Annotated in this window: 17 protein-coding genes; 11 read left to right on the top strand and 6 right to left on the bottom strand. The window is 63.8% G+C overall.

Going from position 1 to position 19058, the window contains the following annotated elements; translation table 11 throughout:
* Positions 1-33 precede the first annotated feature (33 nt).
* The 5 genes from MUO32_RS16025 to MUO32_RS16005 are packed head-to-tail and all read left to right on the top strand — an operon-like array spanning position 34 to position 5583.
* Positions 34-684 (top strand): CpaD family pilus assembly protein, encoded by a 651-nt coding sequence (locus MUO32_RS16025; protein ID WP_257949949.1) that lies wholly within the window; start codon positions 34-36, stop codon positions 682-684.
* Positions 685-742: 58 nt separating this feature from the next.
* Positions 743-2026 carry a CpaE family protein gene (locus tag MUO32_RS16020; protein WP_257949948.1) on the top strand — a complete coding sequence of 428 codons (1284 nt, stop codon included), beginning with the start codon at positions 743-745 and terminating at the stop codon, positions 2024-2026.
* Positions 2027-2085: 59 nt separating this feature from the next.
* Positions 2086-3564 carry a CpaF family protein gene (locus MUO32_RS16015; RefSeq protein WP_257949361.1) on the top strand — a complete coding sequence of 493 codons (1479 nt, stop codon included), beginning with the start codon at positions 2086-2088 and terminating at the stop codon, positions 3562-3564.
* Between the two features lie 9 nt (positions 3565-3573).
* Complete coding sequence (locus tag MUO32_RS16010) at positions 3574-4584, top strand: type II secretion system F family protein (RefSeq protein ID WP_257949360.1); 1011 nt, start codon at positions 3574-3576, stop codon at positions 4582-4584.
* A 12-nt stretch (positions 4585-4596) separates the two neighbouring features.
* Positions 4597-5583, top strand: coding sequence for a type II secretion system F family protein (locus MUO32_RS16005; RefSeq protein ID WP_257949359.1), 987 nt, complete (start codon positions 4597-4599; stop codon positions 5581-5583).
* A gap of 97 nt (positions 5584-5680) precedes the next feature.
* Here MUO32_RS16005 and MUO32_RS16000 read toward each other — a convergent pair whose 3' ends face one another.
* Positions 5681-6499 carry a tetratricopeptide repeat protein gene (locus MUO32_RS16000; RefSeq protein WP_257949358.1) on the bottom strand — a complete coding sequence of 273 codons (819 nt, stop codon included), beginning with the start codon at positions 6497-6499 and terminating at the stop codon, positions 5681-5683.
* Positions 6500-6633: 134 nt separating this feature from the next.
* On the opposite strand from MUO32_RS16000, the gene MUO32_RS15995 reads away from it, so the two are divergent.
* The 3 genes from MUO32_RS15995 to MUO32_RS15985 all read left to right on the top strand — a co-directional run bounded on the left by MUO32_RS15995 (position 6634) and on the right by MUO32_RS15985 (position 9348).
* The gene (locus tag MUO32_RS15995; protein ID WP_257949357.1) at positions 6634-8025 is read left to right on the top strand and encodes a M17 family metallopeptidase; all 1392 of its coding nucleotides are present in this window, start codon (positions 6634-6636) and stop codon (positions 8023-8025) included.
* 110 nt (positions 8026-8135) lie between these two features.
* Positions 8136-8486 (top strand): helix-turn-helix domain-containing protein, encoded by a 351-nt coding sequence (locus MUO32_RS15990; protein ID WP_257949356.1) that lies wholly within the window; start codon positions 8136-8138, stop codon positions 8484-8486.
* A gap of 7 nt (positions 8487-8493) precedes the next feature.
* Positions 8494-9348 (top strand): NlpC/P60 family protein, encoded by an 855-nt coding sequence (locus MUO32_RS15985; protein ID WP_257949355.1) that lies wholly within the window; start codon positions 8494-8496, stop codon positions 9346-9348.
* A gap of 26 nt (positions 9349-9374) precedes the next feature.
* On the opposite strand, the gene MUO32_RS15980 is transcribed toward MUO32_RS15985, so the two are convergent.
* From MUO32_RS15980 to MUO32_RS15960, 5 genes are all read right to left on the bottom strand, one after another.
* Entirely contained in the window at positions 9375-10334 is a 960-nt protein-coding gene (locus MUO32_RS15980) for a glyoxylate/hydroxypyruvate reductase A (protein ID WP_257949947.1), read from the bottom strand.
* A gap of 11 nt (positions 10335-10345) precedes the next feature.
* On the bottom strand, positions 10346-11980 hold the full coding sequence (locus MUO32_RS15975) for an ABC transporter ATP-binding protein (RefSeq protein ID WP_257949354.1): 1635 nt from the start codon (positions 11978-11980) through the stop codon (positions 10346-10348).
* Complete coding sequence (locus tag MUO32_RS15970; protein WP_257949353.1) at positions 11977-13116, bottom strand: ABC transporter permease; 1140 nt, start codon at positions 13114-13116, stop codon at positions 11977-11979. The genes MUO32_RS15975 and MUO32_RS15970 overlap by 4 nt, the downstream gene beginning before the upstream one ends.
* The gene (locus tag MUO32_RS15965; protein ID WP_257949352.1) at positions 13116-14192 is read right to left on the bottom strand and encodes a microcin C ABC transporter permease YejB; all 1077 of its coding nucleotides are present in this window, start codon (positions 14190-14192) and stop codon (positions 13116-13118) included. Before MUO32_RS15965 ends, MUO32_RS15970 begins: the two co-directional genes overlap by 1 nt.
* 159 nt (positions 14193-14351) lie before the next feature.
* A complete protein-coding gene (locus MUO32_RS15960) occupies positions 14352-16196 on the bottom strand; it encodes an extracellular solute-binding protein (protein ID WP_257949351.1) in 1845 nt (614 codons plus the stop codon).
* A 223-nt stretch (positions 16197-16419) separates the two neighbouring features.
* Between MUO32_RS15960 and mepA the strand changes: the two genes are divergently transcribed.
* The 3 genes from mepA (at position 16420) to MUO32_RS15945 (ending at position 19021) form a co-directional block, all read left to right on the top strand.
* A complete protein-coding gene (gene mepA / locus MUO32_RS15955; protein ID WP_257949946.1) occupies positions 16420-17439 on the top strand; it encodes a penicillin-insensitive murein endopeptidase in 1020 nt (339 codons plus the stop codon).
* A gap of 98 nt (positions 17440-17537) precedes the next feature.
* Positions 17538-17918 carry a methylglyoxal synthase gene (locus tag MUO32_RS15950; RefSeq protein ID WP_257949350.1) on the top strand — a complete coding sequence of 127 codons (381 nt, stop codon included), beginning with the start codon at positions 17538-17540 and terminating at the stop codon, positions 17916-17918.
* A 77-nt stretch (positions 17919-17995) separates the two neighbouring features.
* Positions 17996-19021 (top strand): glucokinase, encoded by a 1026-nt coding sequence (locus MUO32_RS15945; RefSeq protein ID WP_257949349.1) that lies wholly within the window; start codon positions 17996-17998, stop codon positions 19019-19021.
* Positions 19022-19058 lie beyond the last annotated feature (37 nt).

Raw genomic sequence — 19058 nt, 5'->3', positions numbered from 1 at the left:
CAGACCATCCGTCTTTCCGCTAGGAGCCGCCCGATGCGCGCCGCGTTCACTGTAACCCTCATCGTTTCCGCCATGGCGCTTTCCAGCTGCGGCACGCGGCCGGATCGCAACGCCACCGGCTCAATCCCGGACGACTATCGCACGCGTCATCCCATCGTTCTGACCGAGGATGCGCAGACGCTCGACATCCCGATCGCCACCGGAGACCGGTCGCTGACGACGGGCGTGCGCGACAACATCCGCGGCTTTGCCGCCGACCATGCCGCAAAGTCGCGCGGGGCAGTGCAGATCATGCTGCCGCGCGGTTCGGCCAATGCCGCGACGGCGGACCGCATGCGCAAGGAAATCCGCGCAACCCTGCTCGGTGCCGGCGTCAAGCGCGACCAGGTGATCGAGACGAACTATGACGCGAGCGGCTATGGGCCGGCGGCGCCGATCCGGCTTGCCTTCTTCGCCATCACGGCCAAGGCAGGCCCCTGCGGCGAATGGCCGGAGGACCTCGTCGAAAACACGGTGGAAAACAAGAACTATCACAACTTCGGCTGCGCAACGCAGGCCAACCTCGCGGCCCAGATCGCCAATCCGATGGATCTCGTCCAGCCGCGCGGCATGACCCCGATCGACGCCGAGCAGCGCAACGTGGTGATCCAGGATTACCGCGATCACGGTCAGCCGGATTTCTGACGGCAGGCACGCGGAACCACTCCCTCCGGTCCGCCGGACACCAGGAACGGGCATGACGATGAGCACAGTAGACTACACCATTGAACGTGCTGGCGAGGGTATGGCAGACGAGGCCGTCCGGCCCGTCGAGATCGAGACCGTGCGCCCGTTGCCGCGCATCTCCGTGCATGCCTTCTGCGAAAGCGAGGCGATGCTGCGCACGATGGAACGCTGCGGCCAGGATCGCCGCATGGCCAAGGCGAGCCTGCGTATATCGAGTGCGAGCATCGCGGCGGCGGCCAACATGTTCGCCTCCGCGCCGACGCCGAACCTCCTGATCCTTGAAACGTCGACAGAGCCGGGCGGCATCATGGACGAGCTCGCGCCGTTGGCCCAGGTGTGCGATCCGAGCACCAAGGTCGTCATCGTCGGCCGCTACAACGACATCCCGCTCTATCGCGACCTCATCCGCAACGGCATTTCCGAATATATGGTCGGCCCCGTCGGCATGGCCGAGGTGCTGAACGCCATGGCGGCGATCTTCGTCGATCCGGACGCCGAGCCGCTCGGCCGCACGATCGCCTTCATCGGCGCCAAGGGCGGTTGCGGTTCCTCGACGATCGCGCACAACTGCGCCTTCGACATTTCCAATCTCTTCCAGACGGAAGTCATTCTTGCCGATCTGGACCTGCCCTATGGCACGGCCAATATCGATTTCGACCAGGATCCTCCGCAGGGCATTTCCGAAGCGATCAGCGCGCCCGACCGGCTCGACGAAGTCTTCCTCGACCGCCTTCTGACCAAATGCTCGGATCACCTGTCCCTGCTCGCCGCACCCTCCATGCTGGACCGTGCCTACGATCTCGATCGAAGCTCCTTCCAGCCGATCGTCGAGGTGCTGCAGCGCAGCGCGCCCGTGACCGTGCTGGATGTGCCGCATGCCTGGTCCGAATGGACCCGCACGCTCTTGTCGGAGGTCGATGAGGTGATCATCACGGCCGTGCCCGACCTTGCGAACCTGCGCAATGCGAAGAACATGCTGGACGCCCTGAAAAAGCTGCGACCGAACGACAAGCCGCCGCATCTGGTGCTGAATCAGGTCGGTCTGCCCAAGCGTCCGGAAATCGCGCCTGAAGACTTCTGCGAGCCGCTCGGCATTCAGCCGATCGCGATCATTCCCTTCGATGCGCAGCTCTTCGGCACGGCCTCCAACAGCGGCCGGATGATCGCGGAAATAGACAAGAAAGCGCCAACGGCGGAGACCTTCTCGCAGCTCGCCCATATCGTGACGGGCCGCTCGACGGTCAAGAAACCCAAGAAGGCCGGCCTCGGCAAGATGCTGGGCCTGCTCGGCCGCAAGTAGGCCCCAACAAGCCTCCCAGATAGATCCGAGGGGCGACGCAACAGACTGGATGACAAGGCATGTTCGGCAAACGCGGCAATGAAGGTTCAGGCAAGGGCGCCTCGGCAGGCCAGACGGCTCATGCCATGCCCGCTTCTACCCAGACCGTGACGGCGGAACGGCCGGTCACCGCCACACCGGCGCAACCCGTCTTCGAACCGGCGCCCGCACCGGTGATGGCGCCGGCGTCCGGTGCAACGGCGCGCCGCCGCACACCGCGCACCGAGGACTACTACGACACCAAGAGCCAGGTTTTCTCCGCGCTTATCGACACGATCGATCTGTCCCAGCTCGCCAAGCTGGACACCGAGAGCGCGCGCGAGGAAATCCGCGACATCGTCAACGACATCATCACGATCAAGAATTTCGCGATGTCGATTTCCGAGCAGGAGGAACTGCTCGACGATATCTGCAACGACGTTCTGGGCTACGGCCCTCTCGAGCCGCTGCTGGCGCGCGACGACATCGCCGACATCATGGTGAACGGCGCGGGCAAGACCTATATCGAAGTCGCCGGCAAGGTGCAGGAATCGGAGATCCGCTTCCGCGACAATGCCCAGCTTCTCTCCATCTGCCAGCGTATCGTCAGCCAGGTCGGCCGCCGCGTCGACGAATCGAGCCCGATCTGCGACGCGCGCCTGCCCGACGGCTCGCGCGTCAACGTCATCGCCCCGCCGCTCGCCATCGACGGCACCGCGCTTACCATCCGAAAGTTCAAGAAGGACAAGCTGACGCTCGACCAGCTCGTCAAGTTCGGCTCGATCACGCCTGAGGGCGCGACCCTCCTGCAGATCATCGGCCGCGTGCGTTGCAACCTCGTCATTTCAGGCGGTACGGGCTCGGGCAAGACGACGCTGCTCAACTGCCTGACCAACTATATCGACCGGGACGAGCGCGTCATCACCTGCGAAGACTCCGCCGAACTCCAGCTCCAGCAGCCGCATGTCGTGCGCCTTGAAACCCGCCCGCCCAACATCGAGGGCGAGGGCGAGATCACCATGCGCGACCTCATCAAGAACTGCCTGCGTATGCGCCCCGAACGGATCATCGTCGGCGAAGTGCGCGGACCCGAGGTCTTCGACCTCCTGCAGGCAATGAACACCGGCCACGACGGGTCGATGGGCACGATCCACGCCAACACGCCGCGCGAGTGCCTTTCCCGTATGGAATCGATGATCGCCATGGGCGGCTATACGCTGCCGGCAAAGACCGTGCGCGAAATCATCGCCGGCTCGATCGACGTCATCATCCAGGCCTCGCGCCTGCGTGACGGCTCACGCCGCATCACGCACATCACCGAGGTTGTCGGCATGGAAGGCGACGTCATCGTCACCCAGGACCTGATGCGCTTCGAAATGGATGGCGAGGATGCCAACGGCCGCATCATCGGCAAACATTCGGGCACGGGCATCGGTAAACCGCATTTCTGGGATCGCGCCCGCTATTTCAACGAGGACAAGCGCTTGGCGGCAACGCTCGACGCGATGGAAAAGCCGTAAGGGGGCGAGATGTTCGGACTGGATATCACCATCGTCGCGATCTTCGCGCTGGCAGCCCTCTCCACCGCGGGGCTCACCTATGGTCTGCTCTTCTCGCGCATCGAGGCGCAGAAGAAGGCGGAAAACCGCGTACGACGCGTTCACGCGGCCGAGACCGACCAATCCAAGGCCAAGGCCGCCCGCGACCGCATGCAGGAGCTGTCGAAGCGCCGCAAATCCGTGCAGGATTCGCTGAAGGATCTCGAAAAGAAGCAGCAGGAGCAAACCAGGCGCGTCGCAACGACCCTGAAGGCCAAGCTCGTCCAGGCAGGCCTGTCGATCCCGGTTTCCAAATTCTATATCTACAGCGCTGTTTTCGGACTGTTCGCCTTCGTGCTCTCGATCCTTGCCGGTGTCAGCCTGCTCATCAGCCTGGGCATTGCCGTGATCGCGGCACTCGGCTTACCGCGCTGGTTCATCGGCTTCATGATCAAGCGCCGCCTCAAGCGGTTCCTTGCCGAACTTCCCAACGCCCTCGACGTCATGGTGCGCTCCATCAAGTCGGGTCTGCCGCTGACGGACGCGCTGCGCCTCATCGCCGCGGAAGGTCAGGAGCCGGTGCGCACGGAGTTTCGCAAGATCGTGGAGGCCCAGCAAGTGGGCTTGAGCGTGCCGGAAGCCTGCGCGCGCATGTTCACCAGCATTCCGCTGCAGGAAGTCAACTTCTTCGCCATCGTCATCGCCATCCAGAGCCAGGCCGGCGGCAACTTGTCCGAGGCGCTCGGCAATCTCTCGCGCGTGCTGCGCGAGCGGCGCAAGATGCGCGACAAGGTGAACGCCCTTTCAATGGAAGCGAAGGCCTCGGCCGCCATCATCGGCGCCCTGCCCTTCATCGTGACCCTTCTCGTCTACCTGACATCGCCCGACTACATCATGATCCTGTTCACGGATTCGCGCGGCCACCTGATTCTCGGCCTGGGCCTCGGCTGGATGTCGATCGGCATCCTCGTCATGCGCCAAATGATCAACTTCGATATCTAGGAGCGCGGGGCCATGTCCGGACTTATCACCAGCCTCACCGACCCGGCCGTTCTGCTGTCTGCCTTCGTGATGATGGCAGTGCTCGCGACCATCTACACGCTGGCAGCGCCCTATCTCGATCGCGGCGATCTGGACAAGCGCATGAAATCGGTGGCGCTCGAACGCGAGCAGATGCGCGCCCGCGAGCGCGCACGCCTCAATGCCGAAACCGTCCAGAGCAAGGCCTCGCTGCGCGCCGCACACAATACCTCGGTGCGCCAGGTCGTCGAGCGGCTGAACCTGCGCGAAGCCCTCGTCGACGCCAATACGATGAACCGGTTGCGCCAGGCAGGCTACCGCTCGCAGAACGCCCTCAACATCTTCCTTTTCGCACGCTTCGTGCTGCCTTTCGTCTTCGGCACCATCGGCGCTTTCTATATCTTCTATCTCGGCTACCTCGAAGACAAACCATTCCTGGTTCGCGTGCTCGCAACGCTTCTCAGCGCCTATCTCGGCTTCTATGCGCCAAACATCTTCATCTCCAACAAGGTGTCGAAACGCCAGAGTTCGATCCGCCGCGCCTGGCCGGACGCGCTCGACCTCATGCTGATCTGCGTGGAATCGGGCATTACAATCGAGGTCGCCTTCAAGCGCGTGGCCGACGAAATCGCCATCTCCTCTCCGGAGCTTGCGGAAGAGCTGGTACTTACGACAGCCGAACTCTCCTTCCTGCAGGAGCGGCGCGCGGCTTATGAAAATCTCGGCGCGCGCATCGGCCTCGATACCGTGAAGGCGGTCGGGCAGGCGCTCATCCAGGCCGAGCGCTACGGCACGCCGATCGCGCAGGCGCTGCGCGTGCTTGCCCAGGAATGCCGCGACCAGCGCATGAACGAAGCGGAAAAGAAAGCGGCAGCCCTTCCGCCGAAGCTCACCGTGCCGATGATCCTGTTCTTCCTGCCCGTGCTGGTCGCCGTCATTCTCGGCCCCGCCGGCATCCAGGTTTCCGACACGTTCAAATAGACGAGCAGCCCCTCCCGAAACAAAACGCCCCGGTCCGAATAATCGGCCGGGGCGAAGGCATGCTTGGGAAGGAGGCTTGGTTTCGGACGCGAGCCGATCAGTTCGTGTTGCCGCTGTCGTCAGCGGCGAGCTTCTTCCAGGAATTCTGCTGGGCGAGCATCGCACGCAGATATTTGACATTCGCTTCCGCCTGTTCAGCGGTCAGTTCCTGCCGGGCAATGTTTTCGGCGTCCTGGAAACGACCCTGCAGGCCGACGGTGAGCGCGAGGTTCTGGCGCACGCTGCTGTCCGCCCCCGGCTGGGAAGCCGCGGAGCGCAGATAGGTTTCCGCCGTCTTCAAGTCTTTCGCGAGCAGATAGGACATGCCGAGATTGGAAAGAACGGACGGTTCGTTCTGCTTGATGTCGAGGGCATCGCGATAGCGCTGGCGGGCCTCGCCGGAGCGCCCCAGCTGGTCGAGGATGGCGCCTTCGGCCGATTTCAGCCGCCAGTCGGGGCGATCTGGCGTCTGGGCACGCAGGATGGTGTTCAGCGCCTGCTCCAGCTGGCCGGCGGCGGCCTGCGCCTTGCCGTAGGCGGCGAGCACATCACGGTCGTTCGGGAAGTTGATGGCGACCTGCTGCATGACGGCGAGCGCCTGGTCGTTGCGACCGTTCATGCGCAGCACATTGGCGTAGTTGAGGCCGATATTGCGGTCTTTCGGGTTCTTCGCATAGGCCTGGCCGATGCTGTCGGCGGCACCGCGAAGCTCCGTCGCGTTCATCTGGGCAACGGGCTTTCCGCCGCTTGAGATGGAACCGGTGGTCAGGTTGCTCTTGCCGCCGGCGCAGCCGGCAAGCGCGACCGCGATGGCAGCGAATGCAACGCCCCTCAGGAGCCCTTTGCGAAGTGACGAACGCGTGCGGCAAGCGGCCATGATCAGTCCCCGAAGCGATTTCCGCATGATGCGGCGGTTAGGAATCACGCCGCAATCTCCGCACCAGCAATAATCTGTTAACCCTAACAGAGTGTTAATTGGCCGATTCTCGCGGCTTTCTCCAAAGGTTCCCCATGGCCCCCTTCCAGTTCATCGACCGGCCCTCTCCCTTCAACACGAAGAACGGAAAGACGCTGCCGATCTTTGCGATCACGCCGGCCCATATCGAGACCGGTACGATCGATCCCATCGCACTCGACTGGGCGAAGAAGGCGGGCTTCAAGGCGGATTCCGGTGCGCTGCTGATGGTGCCGACGGCGGATGGTCATCTCGGCGGTGCACTCTTCGGGCTGGGCAAGAACCCGTCCGACGCGCCCTTCCTGGCGGGCAAGCTCGCCCGCGCGCTGCCGGCCGGCGACTGGCACGTCGAGACCGCGCCGCTCACGGCAAACCGGCTGGCGCTCGGCTATGGCCTCGGCAGCTACCGTTTCGAGCGCTACAAGGCGTCCGCATCCGAAGCCGCGACGCTGCTCATCCCGGGTGACGCCGACGCCACCGACATCAAGCGCCAGCTCGCCGGCGTGTTTCTCGCCCGCGACCTGATCAACACCCCCACCAACGATATGGGCCCCGATGCGCTTGAGGACGTTTTCCGCGCGCTCGGCGAGCATTACAAGGCGAAGGTTTCCGTCATTTCCGGCGACGACCTGCTCAAGGAGAATTTCCCGCTCGTGCACACGGTCGGCCGCGCCTCCGAACAGGCGCCGCGCCTGCTCGAACTGCGCTGGGGGAAGAAGGGCCACAAGCGCGTGACGCTGGTCGGCAAGGGTGTGACCTTCGACACCGGCGGCCTAGACATCAAGCCGGCCTCCTCCATGCTCCTGATGAAGAAGGACATGGGGGGCGCCGCCAATGTCATGGGCCTCGCGCTGATGATCATGGACGCCAAGCTGAAGGTGGACCTGCGCGTCCTGGTGCCCGTCGTCGAGAACTCGATCTCGGCCAATGCCTTCCGTCCCGGCGATATCTACAGGAGCCGCAAGGGCCTGACCGTCCAGATCGACAACACCGATGCCGAGGGTCGGCTGATCCTCGCCGACGCGCTCGCCTATGCCGACGAGGAAGACGCCGACCTGATCATCGACATGGCGACGCTGACGGGTGCTGCCCGCGTGGCGCTCGGCCCCGACCTGCCGCCCTTCTTCACCGACGACGAGGACCTGGCGCACGATCTCACGGAGGCGAGCCTGACGGTCGACGATCCGATGTGGCGCATGCCGCTCTATATGGGTTACGACAAAGATGTCTCCGCCCGCATCGCCGATCTCACCAATGCCCCTTCCGGCGGCATGGCGGGGTCGATCACGGCAGCGCTCTTCCTGAAACGGTTCGTCACGCGCAACAAGCACTGGGCGCATTTCGACATCTATGCCTGGGCCCAGGCCGAACGGCCGCATTCACCCGTCGGCGGCGAGGCACAGGCGATCCGCGCGCTCTATCACCACCTACGCACGATGACCGCCTAACTTCCTTTTCAGGAAACGATACGGTAGCGTAACGAAACGCTAACGCAAATGCGGGACAACAGAGCTGAACCGCCCTTTGCCGGGCGGTCAGGCCCAAGCCCGGAGGCGCCGTGCCGGTAGATCTGACCCCATCGCAGGCGCTCGGCCTCTGGCACGAGGTGACGACCCAGCAGGTGCATGCGGACGGGCGCGACCTGACCTTGCGCCAGCTCGCCATCCTGCTCGAAATCTACCTCGTGCCGCCGCCGCACACCGTGCGTGGCCTTGCGGCAAAACTCGGCGTCACCAAGCCGGTCATCACGCGCGCCCTTGACACGATGGGCGAACAGGGTCTCGTTACCCGCATGCGCGACGACCGTGATCGCCGCAACGTCATCATCAAGCGCACCGTAGAGGGCGCGCTCTATCTCGAACGGCTCGGCGATCTCATCATCGCGAAGGGCCATACGCTCGTTCCGTGAGATGCCCATGAACGCCCTGCCCGACCGCCGCCTCAATGCCTACCGCCCCGACCTCGCCGAGGAAGCCCTGCTCGACACCGTGGAGGCCCCGCATTACGTCTCCGGCACGCCCGCTCGTGTCGCCGTGTCGGTTGCATCCCTGCGGCGACGGCCGGATCAGGCATCGGGCATCGACACGCAAATCCTGTTCGGCGAAACCGTGCGGGTGCTCGACCGGGCAGATGGATGGGCTTGGGTGAAATCCGATTTCGACGGTTATGTCGGCTATATCGAGGAAACCGCGGTATGGCCGGAGGTGGCCGCGCCTACGCACATCGTTGCCGTGCCCCGCACCTTCGCCTATACCGGCGCGGACCTCAAAACACCCGCCGCCTTTGCGCTCTCGATCGGAAGCCGGCTAACGGTCGTCGGCGAAAGCGAAACGCGGGGCACACGCTACCTGACGCTGGCGGGCGGCCAGTCCGTCGTCGCCGGCCATTGCCTGCCCGTCGGCACGGCGGCAAGCGACGACTATGTCGCCGTCGCCACCCGCTTTCTGGAAACCCCCTATCTCTGGGGCGGTCGCTCCGGCTTCGGATTGGACTGCTCGGCGCTGGTGCAGCTCGCGATGATGATGGCCGGCCGCAGTGCTCCGCGCGATTCCGACATGCAGGCCGCCGGCCTTGGCACGCCCATCGCCCGCGAAGAGCTGCGCCGCGGCGATCTCGTCTTCTGGAAGGGCCATGTGGCGATCATGGAGGACGACGCGACCATCCTCCACGCCAACGGCCACACGATGAGCGTGGCCCGCGAAAATTTGGATGCCGCCATCGAGCGTATTGGCTGGCTCTACGACCGACCGACGGGCTACCGCCGACCCTAAAGCATTTCCGGCAAGCGATAGAGCGCTCAGTAGCCCGCGTTGCGATCGACGAGATGCTCCAGCGGCTTGCCGCTTTCCAGACGCTCGATCTGTTGTTCGACATGGCGGAAGAGCGCGGCGACATCCGAGGCGGCGGCGGCGTGCGGCGTCAGAAAGGCCTTGTCCATCGACCAGAGCGGGCTTTCGAGCGGCAGCGGTTCCTGCTCGAAGACGTCGAGCGAAGCGCCGTAGAGTGTGCCGTCGTTGAGGCTCGCGACGATATCGGCTTCGACCTGGCTGCCACCCCGGCCGGCATTGATGAAGACCGGCGCGCCGAACGGACCCTTGCGGCTGAGGCGCGTGAAGAGGCCGGTGTTGAAAATGCCCTTCGTGTCCGGCGTCAAAGGCAGCAGGCCGACGAGGATGTCGCTCCTGCCGAGGAAGGCATCGAGACCGCTATCGCCGAAGGTTTCGAAACCCTCGACCTTGCGGCCGCTCTTCGACCAGCCGATGACGTTGAAGCCGAGCGTCTTCAGCTTTTTCGCCGAATCCTGCCCGAGCACGCCGAAGCCCATGATGCCGACGGTAAAATCCTTGGCCTCGGGTTGCGAAAGCTCGCGCCACACGCGCTTCTGGCGCTGCGCCTCATAGAGCCGGTGCTGGCGCATATGCAGGAGGCACTGCATGACCACCCATTCGCTCATGCGCGTCGTCAGCGTCTCGTCGACGAAGCGGACGAGCGGCACATCCGGCAGACCGGGCAGCGTCAGCACATGATCGACGCCGGCACCGCCTGAGAACACGACCTTGAGATCCATCGCTCGCGAGAAAAGATCGGCACCCGGCTTCCAGACCACGGCATAGTCGATGCCGGAAAGGTCGCGCTTGCGGTTGGTCGGATGCAGGAGATTGATGACATCGCGGTCCGGAAAGGCACCCTTCAACGCCGCCGCGACCTCCTCCTGATCGAATTTCAGATCGATGATGACGGGGCTTTTCATGGGCAGTCTCTTCTTCGCTACTGGTGGATGCTCTCGGCCCTGACGGCTTCGAGATTGAAGGCGGCGGCCATGAGGGCCTTGGTATAGGCCTCCGAGGGACGCTCGATGATGTCTTTCGCCGGCCCCTTTTCCACGACACGCCCGGCGCGCATGACGATGATGTCATTGGCAAGCGCACGCACGACCTTGAGGTCGTGGCTGATGAAGAGATAGGCGAGATTGTGCTTCGCCTGCAGGTCGCGCAGCAGTTCGACCACCTGCGCCTGCACGCTCATGTCAAGCGCGGAGGTCGGCTCGTCGAGCATGACGAATTCCGGCTTCAGCACCATGGCGCGGGCAATCGCGATGCGCTGGCGCTGGCCACCGGAAAATTCATGCGGGTAGCGCCAGCGGGTCGATGCATCGAGGCCGGTTTCCTCCAGCGCCGAAGCCACGCGATGGTCGCGCTCGGCTTCCGACAACGAGGGCTCGTGGATTTTCAGTCCCTCGGCGACGATATCGGCGACCGACATGCGCGGCGACAGCGATCCGAAGGGATCCTGGAAGACGATCTGCATGCGCCGGCGCAACGGGCGCATTTCGGCGAAGGAGTGGCCGGCAATGTCCTGCCCGACGAAGGCGATGCGGCCTTGCGAGGCGATAAGCCGCGTCAACGCGAGACCCAGCGTCGTCTTGCCGGAACCGGATTCGCCGACGACGCCGAGCGTGTGGCCGGCGCGCAGCGTCAGGTCGATGCCGTCGACGGCCTTCACATGATCGACGACGCGGCGCATGAAGCCCGCCTTGATCGGAAACCAGACCTTGACGCCGTCAGCCTCGATGATGACGGGCTGGCTGGCATCACCCGGCCGAGGCTCGCCCTTCGGCTCGGAAGCGAGCAGGTGGCGCGTATAGGCGTGCTGCGGGTTGGAGAATATCTCTTCGACCGGGCCGGTCTCGACGATCTTGCCCTTGGTCATCACGCAGACCCGGTCGGCGAATTTTCGCACGATGCCGAGATCGTGGGTGATGAAGAGCATGGACATGCCGTGCTCTTCCTTGAGTTTCTTCAGGAGTTCGAGGATCTGCGCCTGCACGGTGACGTCGAGCGCGGTCGTCGGCTCGTCGGCGATCAGGAGTTCCGGGCGGTTGGCGAGCGCCATGGCGATCATCACGCGCTGGCGCTGGCCGCCGGAAAGCTCGTGCGGATAGGCGGCGAGGCGCTTTTCCGGCTCGCGGATACCGACCTGATTGAGCAGTTCCAGGATTTTGGCGCGCGCGGCGGCGGCCTCCATGCCCTGGTGGAGTTTCAGGATTTCGCCGATCTGCCGCTCGATCGAATGCAGCGGATTGAGCGAGGTCATCGGCTCCTGGAAGATCATCGTGACGTCGTTGCCGCGCACGTCGCGCAGCGTCGCATCCGACGCGTTCAGCAGATCCTCGCCGTTGAAATGGATTTCCCCGGAAGGGTGGCTGGCGGCCGGATAAGGCAAAAGCTTCAGGATGGAATTGGCCGTCACCGACTTGCCGGAGCCGGATTCGCCGACCAGCGCCACGACCTCGCCGCGGTGGATGTCGAAGGACACCCGGTCGACGGCGAGCGATGTCTTTCCGCCCTGGTGGAAGGCGACCGAAAGGTCTTTGACGGAGAGGAGGATTTCGCGTGTGCTCACCGGAAGGTCTTCCTCGGATCGAAGGCATCGCGCGTTGCTTCACCGACGAAGATCAGAAGCGACAGCATGACGGACATGACGACGAAGGCGGTGATGCCGAGCCACGGCGCCTGAAGATTGTTCTTGCCCTGCGCGATCAGTTCACCCAGCGACGGCGAGCCCGGCGGCATGCCGAAGCCCAGAAAGTCGAGCGAGGTGAGCGTGGTGATCGAGCCCGAGAGGATGAAGGGCAGGAAGGTCAGCGTCGCCACCATCGCGTTCGGCAGCAGGTGCCGGTACATGATCGTGACATTGCCGACGCCGAGCGCGCGCGCCGCCCGGACATATTCGAGATTGCGCGCCCGCAGGAATTCCGCACGCACCACGCCGACGAAACCGACCCAGGAAAAGAGCAGCATGATGCCGAGCAGGATCCAGAAGCCGGGCGGCAGGATGGCGGCGATGATCAGCAGGATGTAGAGCACCGGCATCGACGACCAGATCTCGATGAAGCGCTGCATCAGAAGGTCCGTCCAGCCGCCGAAATAACCCTGCACGGCACCGGCCGTCACGCCGACCACGGCGGACGCGATGGTGAGCGCCAGGCCGAACAGCACCGAGATGCGGAAGCCGTAGATGGCGCGGGCAAGCACGTCGCGCGCCTGGTCGTCGGTGCCGAGCCAGTTGAGATTGCTCAAGGTGCAGTTCGGATCGTCCACGCCGCCGGGATAGCCGGCGCAACGCTCGTCCTTCGACATCAGCCAGAAGGGTTTCGTCGGGGCGGAATGCGGGATGTTGGAGTTCGTCGTATTGTAGGAATAGCGGATCGGCGGCCAGATCATCCAGCCGTTGGCGCCGACCTCTTCCTGGATGAAGTCCGAACGATAGTCGGTCTCGGCCAGGAAGCCGCCGAACTTTTCCTCCGGATAATCGATAACGACCGGGAAAAGCAGCTCGCCCTTGTAGGAGGCGACGATCGGCCGGTCGTTGGCGATGCCCTCGGCAAAGAGCGAAAGCACGAAGATCAGCAGGAAGATCCACAGCGACCAGTAGCCGCGCCGGTTCGCCTTGAAATTCTCCCAGCGCCGCAGGTTGGTGGGATTGAGCAGCCCCTTGCGCGGGGGCGCGACCGGCTTTGCATCGGTGACGGCGCTCATCACACGTCCCTCCGGTCGAAATCGATGCGGGGATCGACCCAGGTATAGATGAGGTCGGAGACGAGGCTGACGACGAGGCCCATCAGCGAGAAGATGAAGAGTGTCGCAAAGACGATGGGATAGTCGCGCCGCACGATGGAATCGTAGCCGAGACGTCCGAGGCCATCGAGCGAGAAGATATATTCGATGAGCAGCGATCCCGTGAAGAAGGCCGAGATGAAGGCGCCCGGAAAGCCGGCGATGATGATCAGCATGGCATTGCGGAAGACGTGGCCGTAGAGCACCTGGCGTTCGTTCAGCCCCTTGGCGCGCGCCGTCGTGACATACTGCTTCTTGATCTCGTCGATGAACGAGTTCTTGGTCAAAAGCGTCGTCGTGGCGAAGGCCGAGAGCAGCAGCGTGATCAGCGGCAAGGTCATGTGCCACATGTAATCGAGTGGTTTCTGCCACCAGGCGAGGCTGTCGAAATTATCGGAAACAATGCCGCGCAGCGGGAACCAGTCGAGGAAGGATCCCCCGGCGAAGAGCACGATGAGCAGGATGCCGAACAGGAAGCTCGGCACGGCATAGCCGATGATGATGATGCCCGAGGTCCAGACGTCGAAGGCCGACCCGTCCTGCACCGCCTTCTTGATGCCGAGCGGAATGGAGATGGCGTAGGAAAAGACGAGTATCCACACGCCGAGCGAGATCGACACCGGCATCTTCTGCGCGATGAGGTCGATGACATCCGTGTTGCGGAAGAAGCTCTCGCCGAAATCGAAGCGCATATAGTCCCACATCATCGTGAAGAAGCGCTCGAGCGGCGGCTTGTCGAAGCCGAACTGCTTTTCCAGCTTGGCGATGAACTCCGGATCCAGCCCCTGCGAGCCGCGATAGGCCCCCTCGCCGCCGGCATTCTGCAGCATGTCGCCGCCGCCGGAGAGACGGTCGCCCGCCCCCTGGTTGGTGAGGTCGGAGATGACCTGCTCGACCGGACCGCCTGGCGCGAACTGCACGATCGCAAAGGAGATCGCCATGATGCCGAAAATGGTCGGGATCATCAGCAGGATGCGGCGCAGGATATACGCGCCCATCAGCGACGCTCCGCCGGAGGGACGTGCGCATCCGCGGCACGCCGCTGCTTCGATATCCAGTCGATCAAACCCAGACCTTCTCGTTTTGCCGCCGCTGCGGGCAGCGGTGATTCGCTGCGCTATATGGAGCCCAGCCGGCTTTGCGGCGCAAGCCCCGGCTCATTTCGCGGCGTTCTTCGACCACCAGACCTGCGGGAAACCGAGCCCGTAATAGGGCAGCTCCTGCGGACGGGCGAGCTCGTTCCAGTAGGCGATGCGCTGCGCCTTCGCATAGAAGAGGGGCACGACATAGTGATGAGCGAGTAGAACGCGGTCGAGCGCGTGGGTCGTGGCGATCAGCTCCTCTCGGTTCGGCGCGAAGATGATGCGGCGGATGAGCTCGTCGATCGCCGGATCGGAAATGCCGGCATAGTTCTTCGAGCCCTGCTGGTCGGCCGAGGCCGAGCCCCAGTAGTCGCTCTGCTCGTTGCCCGGAACGAGCGTCTGCGCCCAGATGCCGTAGATCATGTCATAGTCGAAGCTTCTGGTACGGTTGGTATATTGCGAAGCATCGACGGTGCGGATGCGCGCATCGATACCGATCTTCTTCACGCTGTTGACGAAGGGCGTGACCGTGCGCTCGAAGGAGGGATTGGAGAGAAGGATCTCGAAGCCGAAAGGTTCGCCCGTCTTCACATTGACGAGCTTGCGGTCCTTCAGCTCGTAACCCGCCTCCTTGAAGAGTTCCAGCGCCTTGCGCAGGTTGCCGCGCACCTTCTGCGGGTCGCCGTTGACGGGATTGGTATAGGGCGTGGTGAAGACTTCTGGGGGAATTTTGTCCTTCAACTCCTCCAGGATCTCCTTCTCGCGCCCCTCAGGCAGGCCGGAGGAGGCAAGCTCGGTACCCCAGAAATAGCTGTCGACGCGCTGGAAGGCGTTATAGGCGAGGCTGCGGTTCAGATCCTCGAAATCGAAGGCATAGTTCAGCGCCTCGCGCACCTTCTGGTCCTTGAATTTGTCACGGCGCAGGTTCGGCACGAAGGCCTGCATGATGCCGGTGGCGCGCAGCGGGTTCTCGATCTCCTCACGCACCACGCGACCGTCGTTTGCAGCCGGGAAATCGTAGGAGGTCGCCCAATGGCTGGCGCTGTTGTCCTGATAGAACTGGACGTTGCCGGTGCGGAAAGCCTCGAATTCGACGGTCCGGTCGCCGAAGAACGTGTAGCTGATCGTGCCGAAATTGTTCTGGCCGACATTCACGTTGAGGTCCTTGCCCCAATAGTCGTCGCGCCGCTCGAAGCGGATGGAGGCGCCGGCCTGGAACGCGCCGATCTTGTAGGGGCCGGAACCCATCACCGGCTCCAGCGTCGTGCGGCTGATGTCGCGCTTGTTGCCCTTGTCGTCCGTTCCTTCCCACCAGTGCTTGGGAATGACCGGAAACTGGCCGAGAATGTTCGGCAGTTCGCGGTTGTTCTTCTCGTCGAAGCGGAAGGTGATGTCGCGCTCGCCGGTCTTTTCCGCCGAGATCACGTGGCGGTAGTAGTTGGCATAGAGCGGATTGTGCTCCTTCAGCTTTTCGAAGGAGAAGATGACATCCTCCGGCGTCACCGGTTTTCCGTCCGCCCATTTCGCTTCCGTGCGTAGGCGGAAGCTCGCAGACGAGAAGTCGTCGGGATAGGAGACGCCCTCGGCGAGCAGGCCGTAGGAGGCGGTGATCTCGTCCTCGGCCGATTTCAGCAGCGTATCGAAGACGAGCGAGCCGACACCCGTGGCCGCCTCGCCCTTGGAGAGGATAAGGTTGAACGTGTCGTAGGTGCCGGTTTCGGACAGCTTCAGCTCGCCGCCCTTCGGTGCATCGGGATTGACGTAGTCGAAGCGTTCGAAACCGTTTGGACGCTTCAGCTCGCCGATGGTGGAGATGCCGCTGCGCCAGACGGGGCTTGCGGTTTCCTGCGCGACAACACCCGTTGTCAGCGCAAGCGACAGAGCCGCCGTGACCAAAATTCTCCCGAAGGCTGCCTGCATGCCAATTCCCTTTCCAATGCGTTTGCCGAAGCATGCAGCGGAGAATAGGCAAAATCCGGGCAATTGACAGGCCTGCCATGAAAGCGGCGGTTTTTGCCATCCCTATCGGTCAGGACGATTCACTTCCGCGAAAGAATGATCCTTTAACCTTTCGCAACGATTGCGACTTCGAGACCCGACAATGCCCCTGCCTCCCAAGCCTACCCGCCTGATCCCGTGCCTGATGGCCGCCAGCCTCGCGCTGACCGCCCCTTCCGCCGCCGAAGACCGGCCGGCCAAGGAACTGTTCGGCGCCAAGCGCCTGCCGGCAAAGATGGCGGCGAGCCCCTACGGTTCCTATGCCAAGGGCTGCATTGCCGGCGCCGTGGCGATCCCGACGGATGGCCCCGCCTGGCAGGCGATGCGCCTGACGCGCAACCGGCGCTGGGGTCACCCGCAGATGATCGCGCTGCTGGAAGAGTTTTCCCAGGACGCGCAGCAGCTCGGCTGGCCGGGTCTGCTGCTCGGCGACATCTCGCAGCCGCGTGGCGGACCGATGCTGTCGGGCCATGCCTCGCACCAGGTGGGCCTCGACGCCGACATCTGGTTCACGCCGATGCCGGATCACCGCCTGTCGGCCGAAGAGCGCGAAAAGCTGCCCTTCACCTCCATGCTCGACAAGAGCAAGTTCCTGACGGTCGATTCGCGCCGCTGGACCTCGACCCATGCCAGGCTCGTCATGAAGGCGGCGAGTTATCCGCAGGTCGAGCGCGTCTTCGTCAATCCGGCGATCAAGAAGAAGCTTTGCGACACCTGGCAGGGCGACCGCGCGCTGCTCGGCAAGGTGCGGCCGATCTATGGCCACGACGAACACTTCCATATCCGGATCAAATGCCCGGAGGGCGCGCCCGGCTGCAAGCCGCAGGCGAAGGTCGCGGCCGGCGACGGCTGCGACGCATCGCTCGCCTGGTGGTTCACCAAGGAGCCCTGGGCCAAGCCGAAGCCCAAGGCGGATGCGAAGCCCGTCAAGCCGCGCTACATGATGCTGTCCGACCTGCCGAAGGCCTGCGGCACGGTTCTCGCCAGCGCTTCGCCGGCCTCCGAACAGGAGGTCACCTATCAGGGCAATGGCGGCGTCTCCGCAACCGCGCTTGCTTTCTCCGGCGGCGGCGACACGCCGGCAAACAGCATCGAATCGGTCATTGCCAACGACACAGCTCTGCCGGCTATCGTGCCGATTCCCATCCCGCGCCCCTTCCAATAGGCAGGCGCCTGACGGCGGGGCTTTTCAAGGCCCCGCCGCTTTTGTATAAGGCGATCAAATCGATTTAAATTTCCCCGTCGAACCCGCGAGGAACGCCCATGTCACGCCCCAGATGCATTGCGCTGATCGCGCATGACGAGAAGAAGGACGACATGGCGGATTTCGCGCTGCGCAATGAGAAGGTGCTGTCGCAGGCGAAGATCGTCGCGACGGGCACGACGGGCGGCCGCGTGCTGGAAGCCTGCCCCGGCCTCGACGTCGTCAGGCTCAAGAGCGGCCCGCTCGGCGGCGACCAGCAGATCGGCGCGCTGATTGCCACCGGCGAGGTGGACGTCCTGATCTTCTTCGTCGATCCGCTCACCCCCATGCCGCACGATGTCGATGTGAAAGCCCTGATGCGGCTTGCCATCGTCTACGACATTCCGATGGCGCTGAACCGCGCCACGGCGGAACACCTGCTCGACTTCGCAGCCGATTGACGGCACTCTCTGCCCCGGATAGGCGAAAAGCAAAACCACCACACACATACGGGCACGCGAAAGAACGGGATAGCTTGATGGCAAGGCCAGGCGATAACGACACCAACCTCCCCTTCCCCATCCTCGTCGGCGATATCGGCGGCACCAATGCGCGCTTCGCGCTGCTGGTGGATGCCTTTGCCGAACCCAGGCAATTCCCGATCGTTCAGACGGCCGACTTCGCCAATATCGACGACGCCCTGCAAAAATGCATCCTCGACACGAGCTCGGTCCAGCCGCGCTCGGCGATCCTGGCGCTGGCCGGACCCATCCAGGGCGACGAGGTGCCGCTGACCAATTGCCCCTGGGTGGTGCGTCCCCGCGACATGATCGCCAATCTCGGCTTCGAGGACGTGCTGCTCGTCAACGATTTCGAGGCGCAGGCGCTGGCCGTCGCCTCGCTCGGCGATACCGACCGGGAAAAGATCGGCCCCGGTATCGAGCGTAACGCCGCCTCGCGCACAGTGCTCGGACCCGGCACCGGCCTTGGTGTCGCCGGCCTGGTCTATGCCCGCCACAGCTGGATTCCGGTGCCAGGCGAAGGCGGCCATGTCGATGTCGGCCCGCGCAGCGAGCGCGACTACCGGATCTGGCCCTTCCTGGAGCCGATCGAGGGTCGCATCTCCGCCGAGCAGCTGTTGTGCGGGCGCGGCATCATGAACATCTACCGCGCCGTCTGCGCCGCCGACGGCGTCGATGCGACACTCGGCAAACCGTCCGATGTGACGGCCAGGGCGCTGGCGCAGGACGACCGCGCGGCCGTCGAGACCGTCTCGCTGTTTTCGACCTATCTCGGCCGCGTTGCTGGCGACATGGCGATGATCTTCATGGCCAAGGGCGGCGTGTTCCTGGCCGGCGGCATCTCGCAGAAAATCCTTCCCGCCTTGCGCGGTCCGGAATTTCGCGCCGCCTTCGAGGACAAGGCGCCGCACAGCGCGCTGCTCAAATCCATCCCGACCTATGTGGTCACCCATCCGGTCGCGGCCCTTGCCGGCCTTGCCGCCTTTGCGCGCATGCCCGACAGGTTCGGTGTTGCAACCGAGGGACGCCACTGGAAAAGGTGAAGCCTTCGGCGGTGCTCGACGCCCTCCCGGACTCGCC

This window comes from Shinella sp. CPCC 101442, assembly GCF_024704725.1.
GTDB lineage: Bacteria > Pseudomonadota > Alphaproteobacteria > Rhizobiales > Rhizobiaceae > Shinella.
Note: the sequence above shows the minus strand (reverse complement) of the source record. Positions and strands in the feature narration are given on the sequence as shown.

Coding starts and splice junctions, on each gene's coding strand:
- MUO32_RS16025 (WP_257949949.1), top strand. CDS start 34: ATGCGCGCCGCGTTCACTGTAACCCTCATCGTTTCCGCCATGGCGCTT.
- MUO32_RS16020 (WP_257949948.1), top strand. CDS start 743: ATGAGCACAGTAGACTACACCATTGAACGTGCTGGCGAGGGTATGGCA.
- MUO32_RS16015 (WP_257949361.1), top strand. CDS start 2,086: ATGTTCGGCAAACGCGGCAATGAAGGTTCAGGCAAGGGCGCCTCGGCA.
- MUO32_RS16010 (WP_257949360.1), top strand. CDS start 3,574: ATGTTCGGACTGGATATCACCATCGTCGCGATCTTCGCGCTGGCAGCC.
- MUO32_RS16005 (WP_257949359.1), top strand. CDS start 4,597: ATGTCCGGACTTATCACCAGCCTCACCGACCCGGCCGTTCTGCTGTCT.
- MUO32_RS16000 (WP_257949358.1), bottom strand. CDS start 6,499: ATGGCCGCTTGCCGCACGCGTTCGTCACTTCGCAAAGGGCTCCTGAGG.
- MUO32_RS15995 (WP_257949357.1), top strand. CDS start 6,634: ATGGCCCCCTTCCAGTTCATCGACCGGCCCTCTCCCTTCAACACGAAG.
- MUO32_RS15985 (WP_257949355.1), top strand. CDS start 8,494: ATGAACGCCCTGCCCGACCGCCGCCTCAATGCCTACCGCCCCGACCTC.
- MUO32_RS15970 (WP_257949353.1), bottom strand. CDS start 13,116: ATGAGCGCCGTCACCGATGCAAAGCCGGTCGCGCCCCCGCGCAAGGGG.
- MUO32_RS15965 (WP_257949352.1), bottom strand. CDS start 14,192: ATGGGCGCGTATATCCTGCGCCGCATCCTGCTGATGATCCCGACCATT.
- MUO32_RS15960 (WP_257949351.1), bottom strand. CDS start 16,196: ATGCAGGCAGCCTTCGGGAGAATTTTGGTCACGGCGGCTCTGTCGCTT.
- mepA (WP_257949946.1), top strand. CDS start 16,420: ATGGCCGCCAGCCTCGCGCTGACCGCCCCTTCCGCCGCCGAAGACCGG.
- MUO32_RS15950 (WP_257949350.1), top strand. CDS start 17,538: ATGTCACGCCCCAGATGCATTGCGCTGATCGCGCATGACGAGAAGAAG.
- MUO32_RS15945 (WP_257949349.1), top strand. CDS start 17,996: ATGGCAAGGCCAGGCGATAACGACACCAACCTCCCCTTCCCCATCCTC.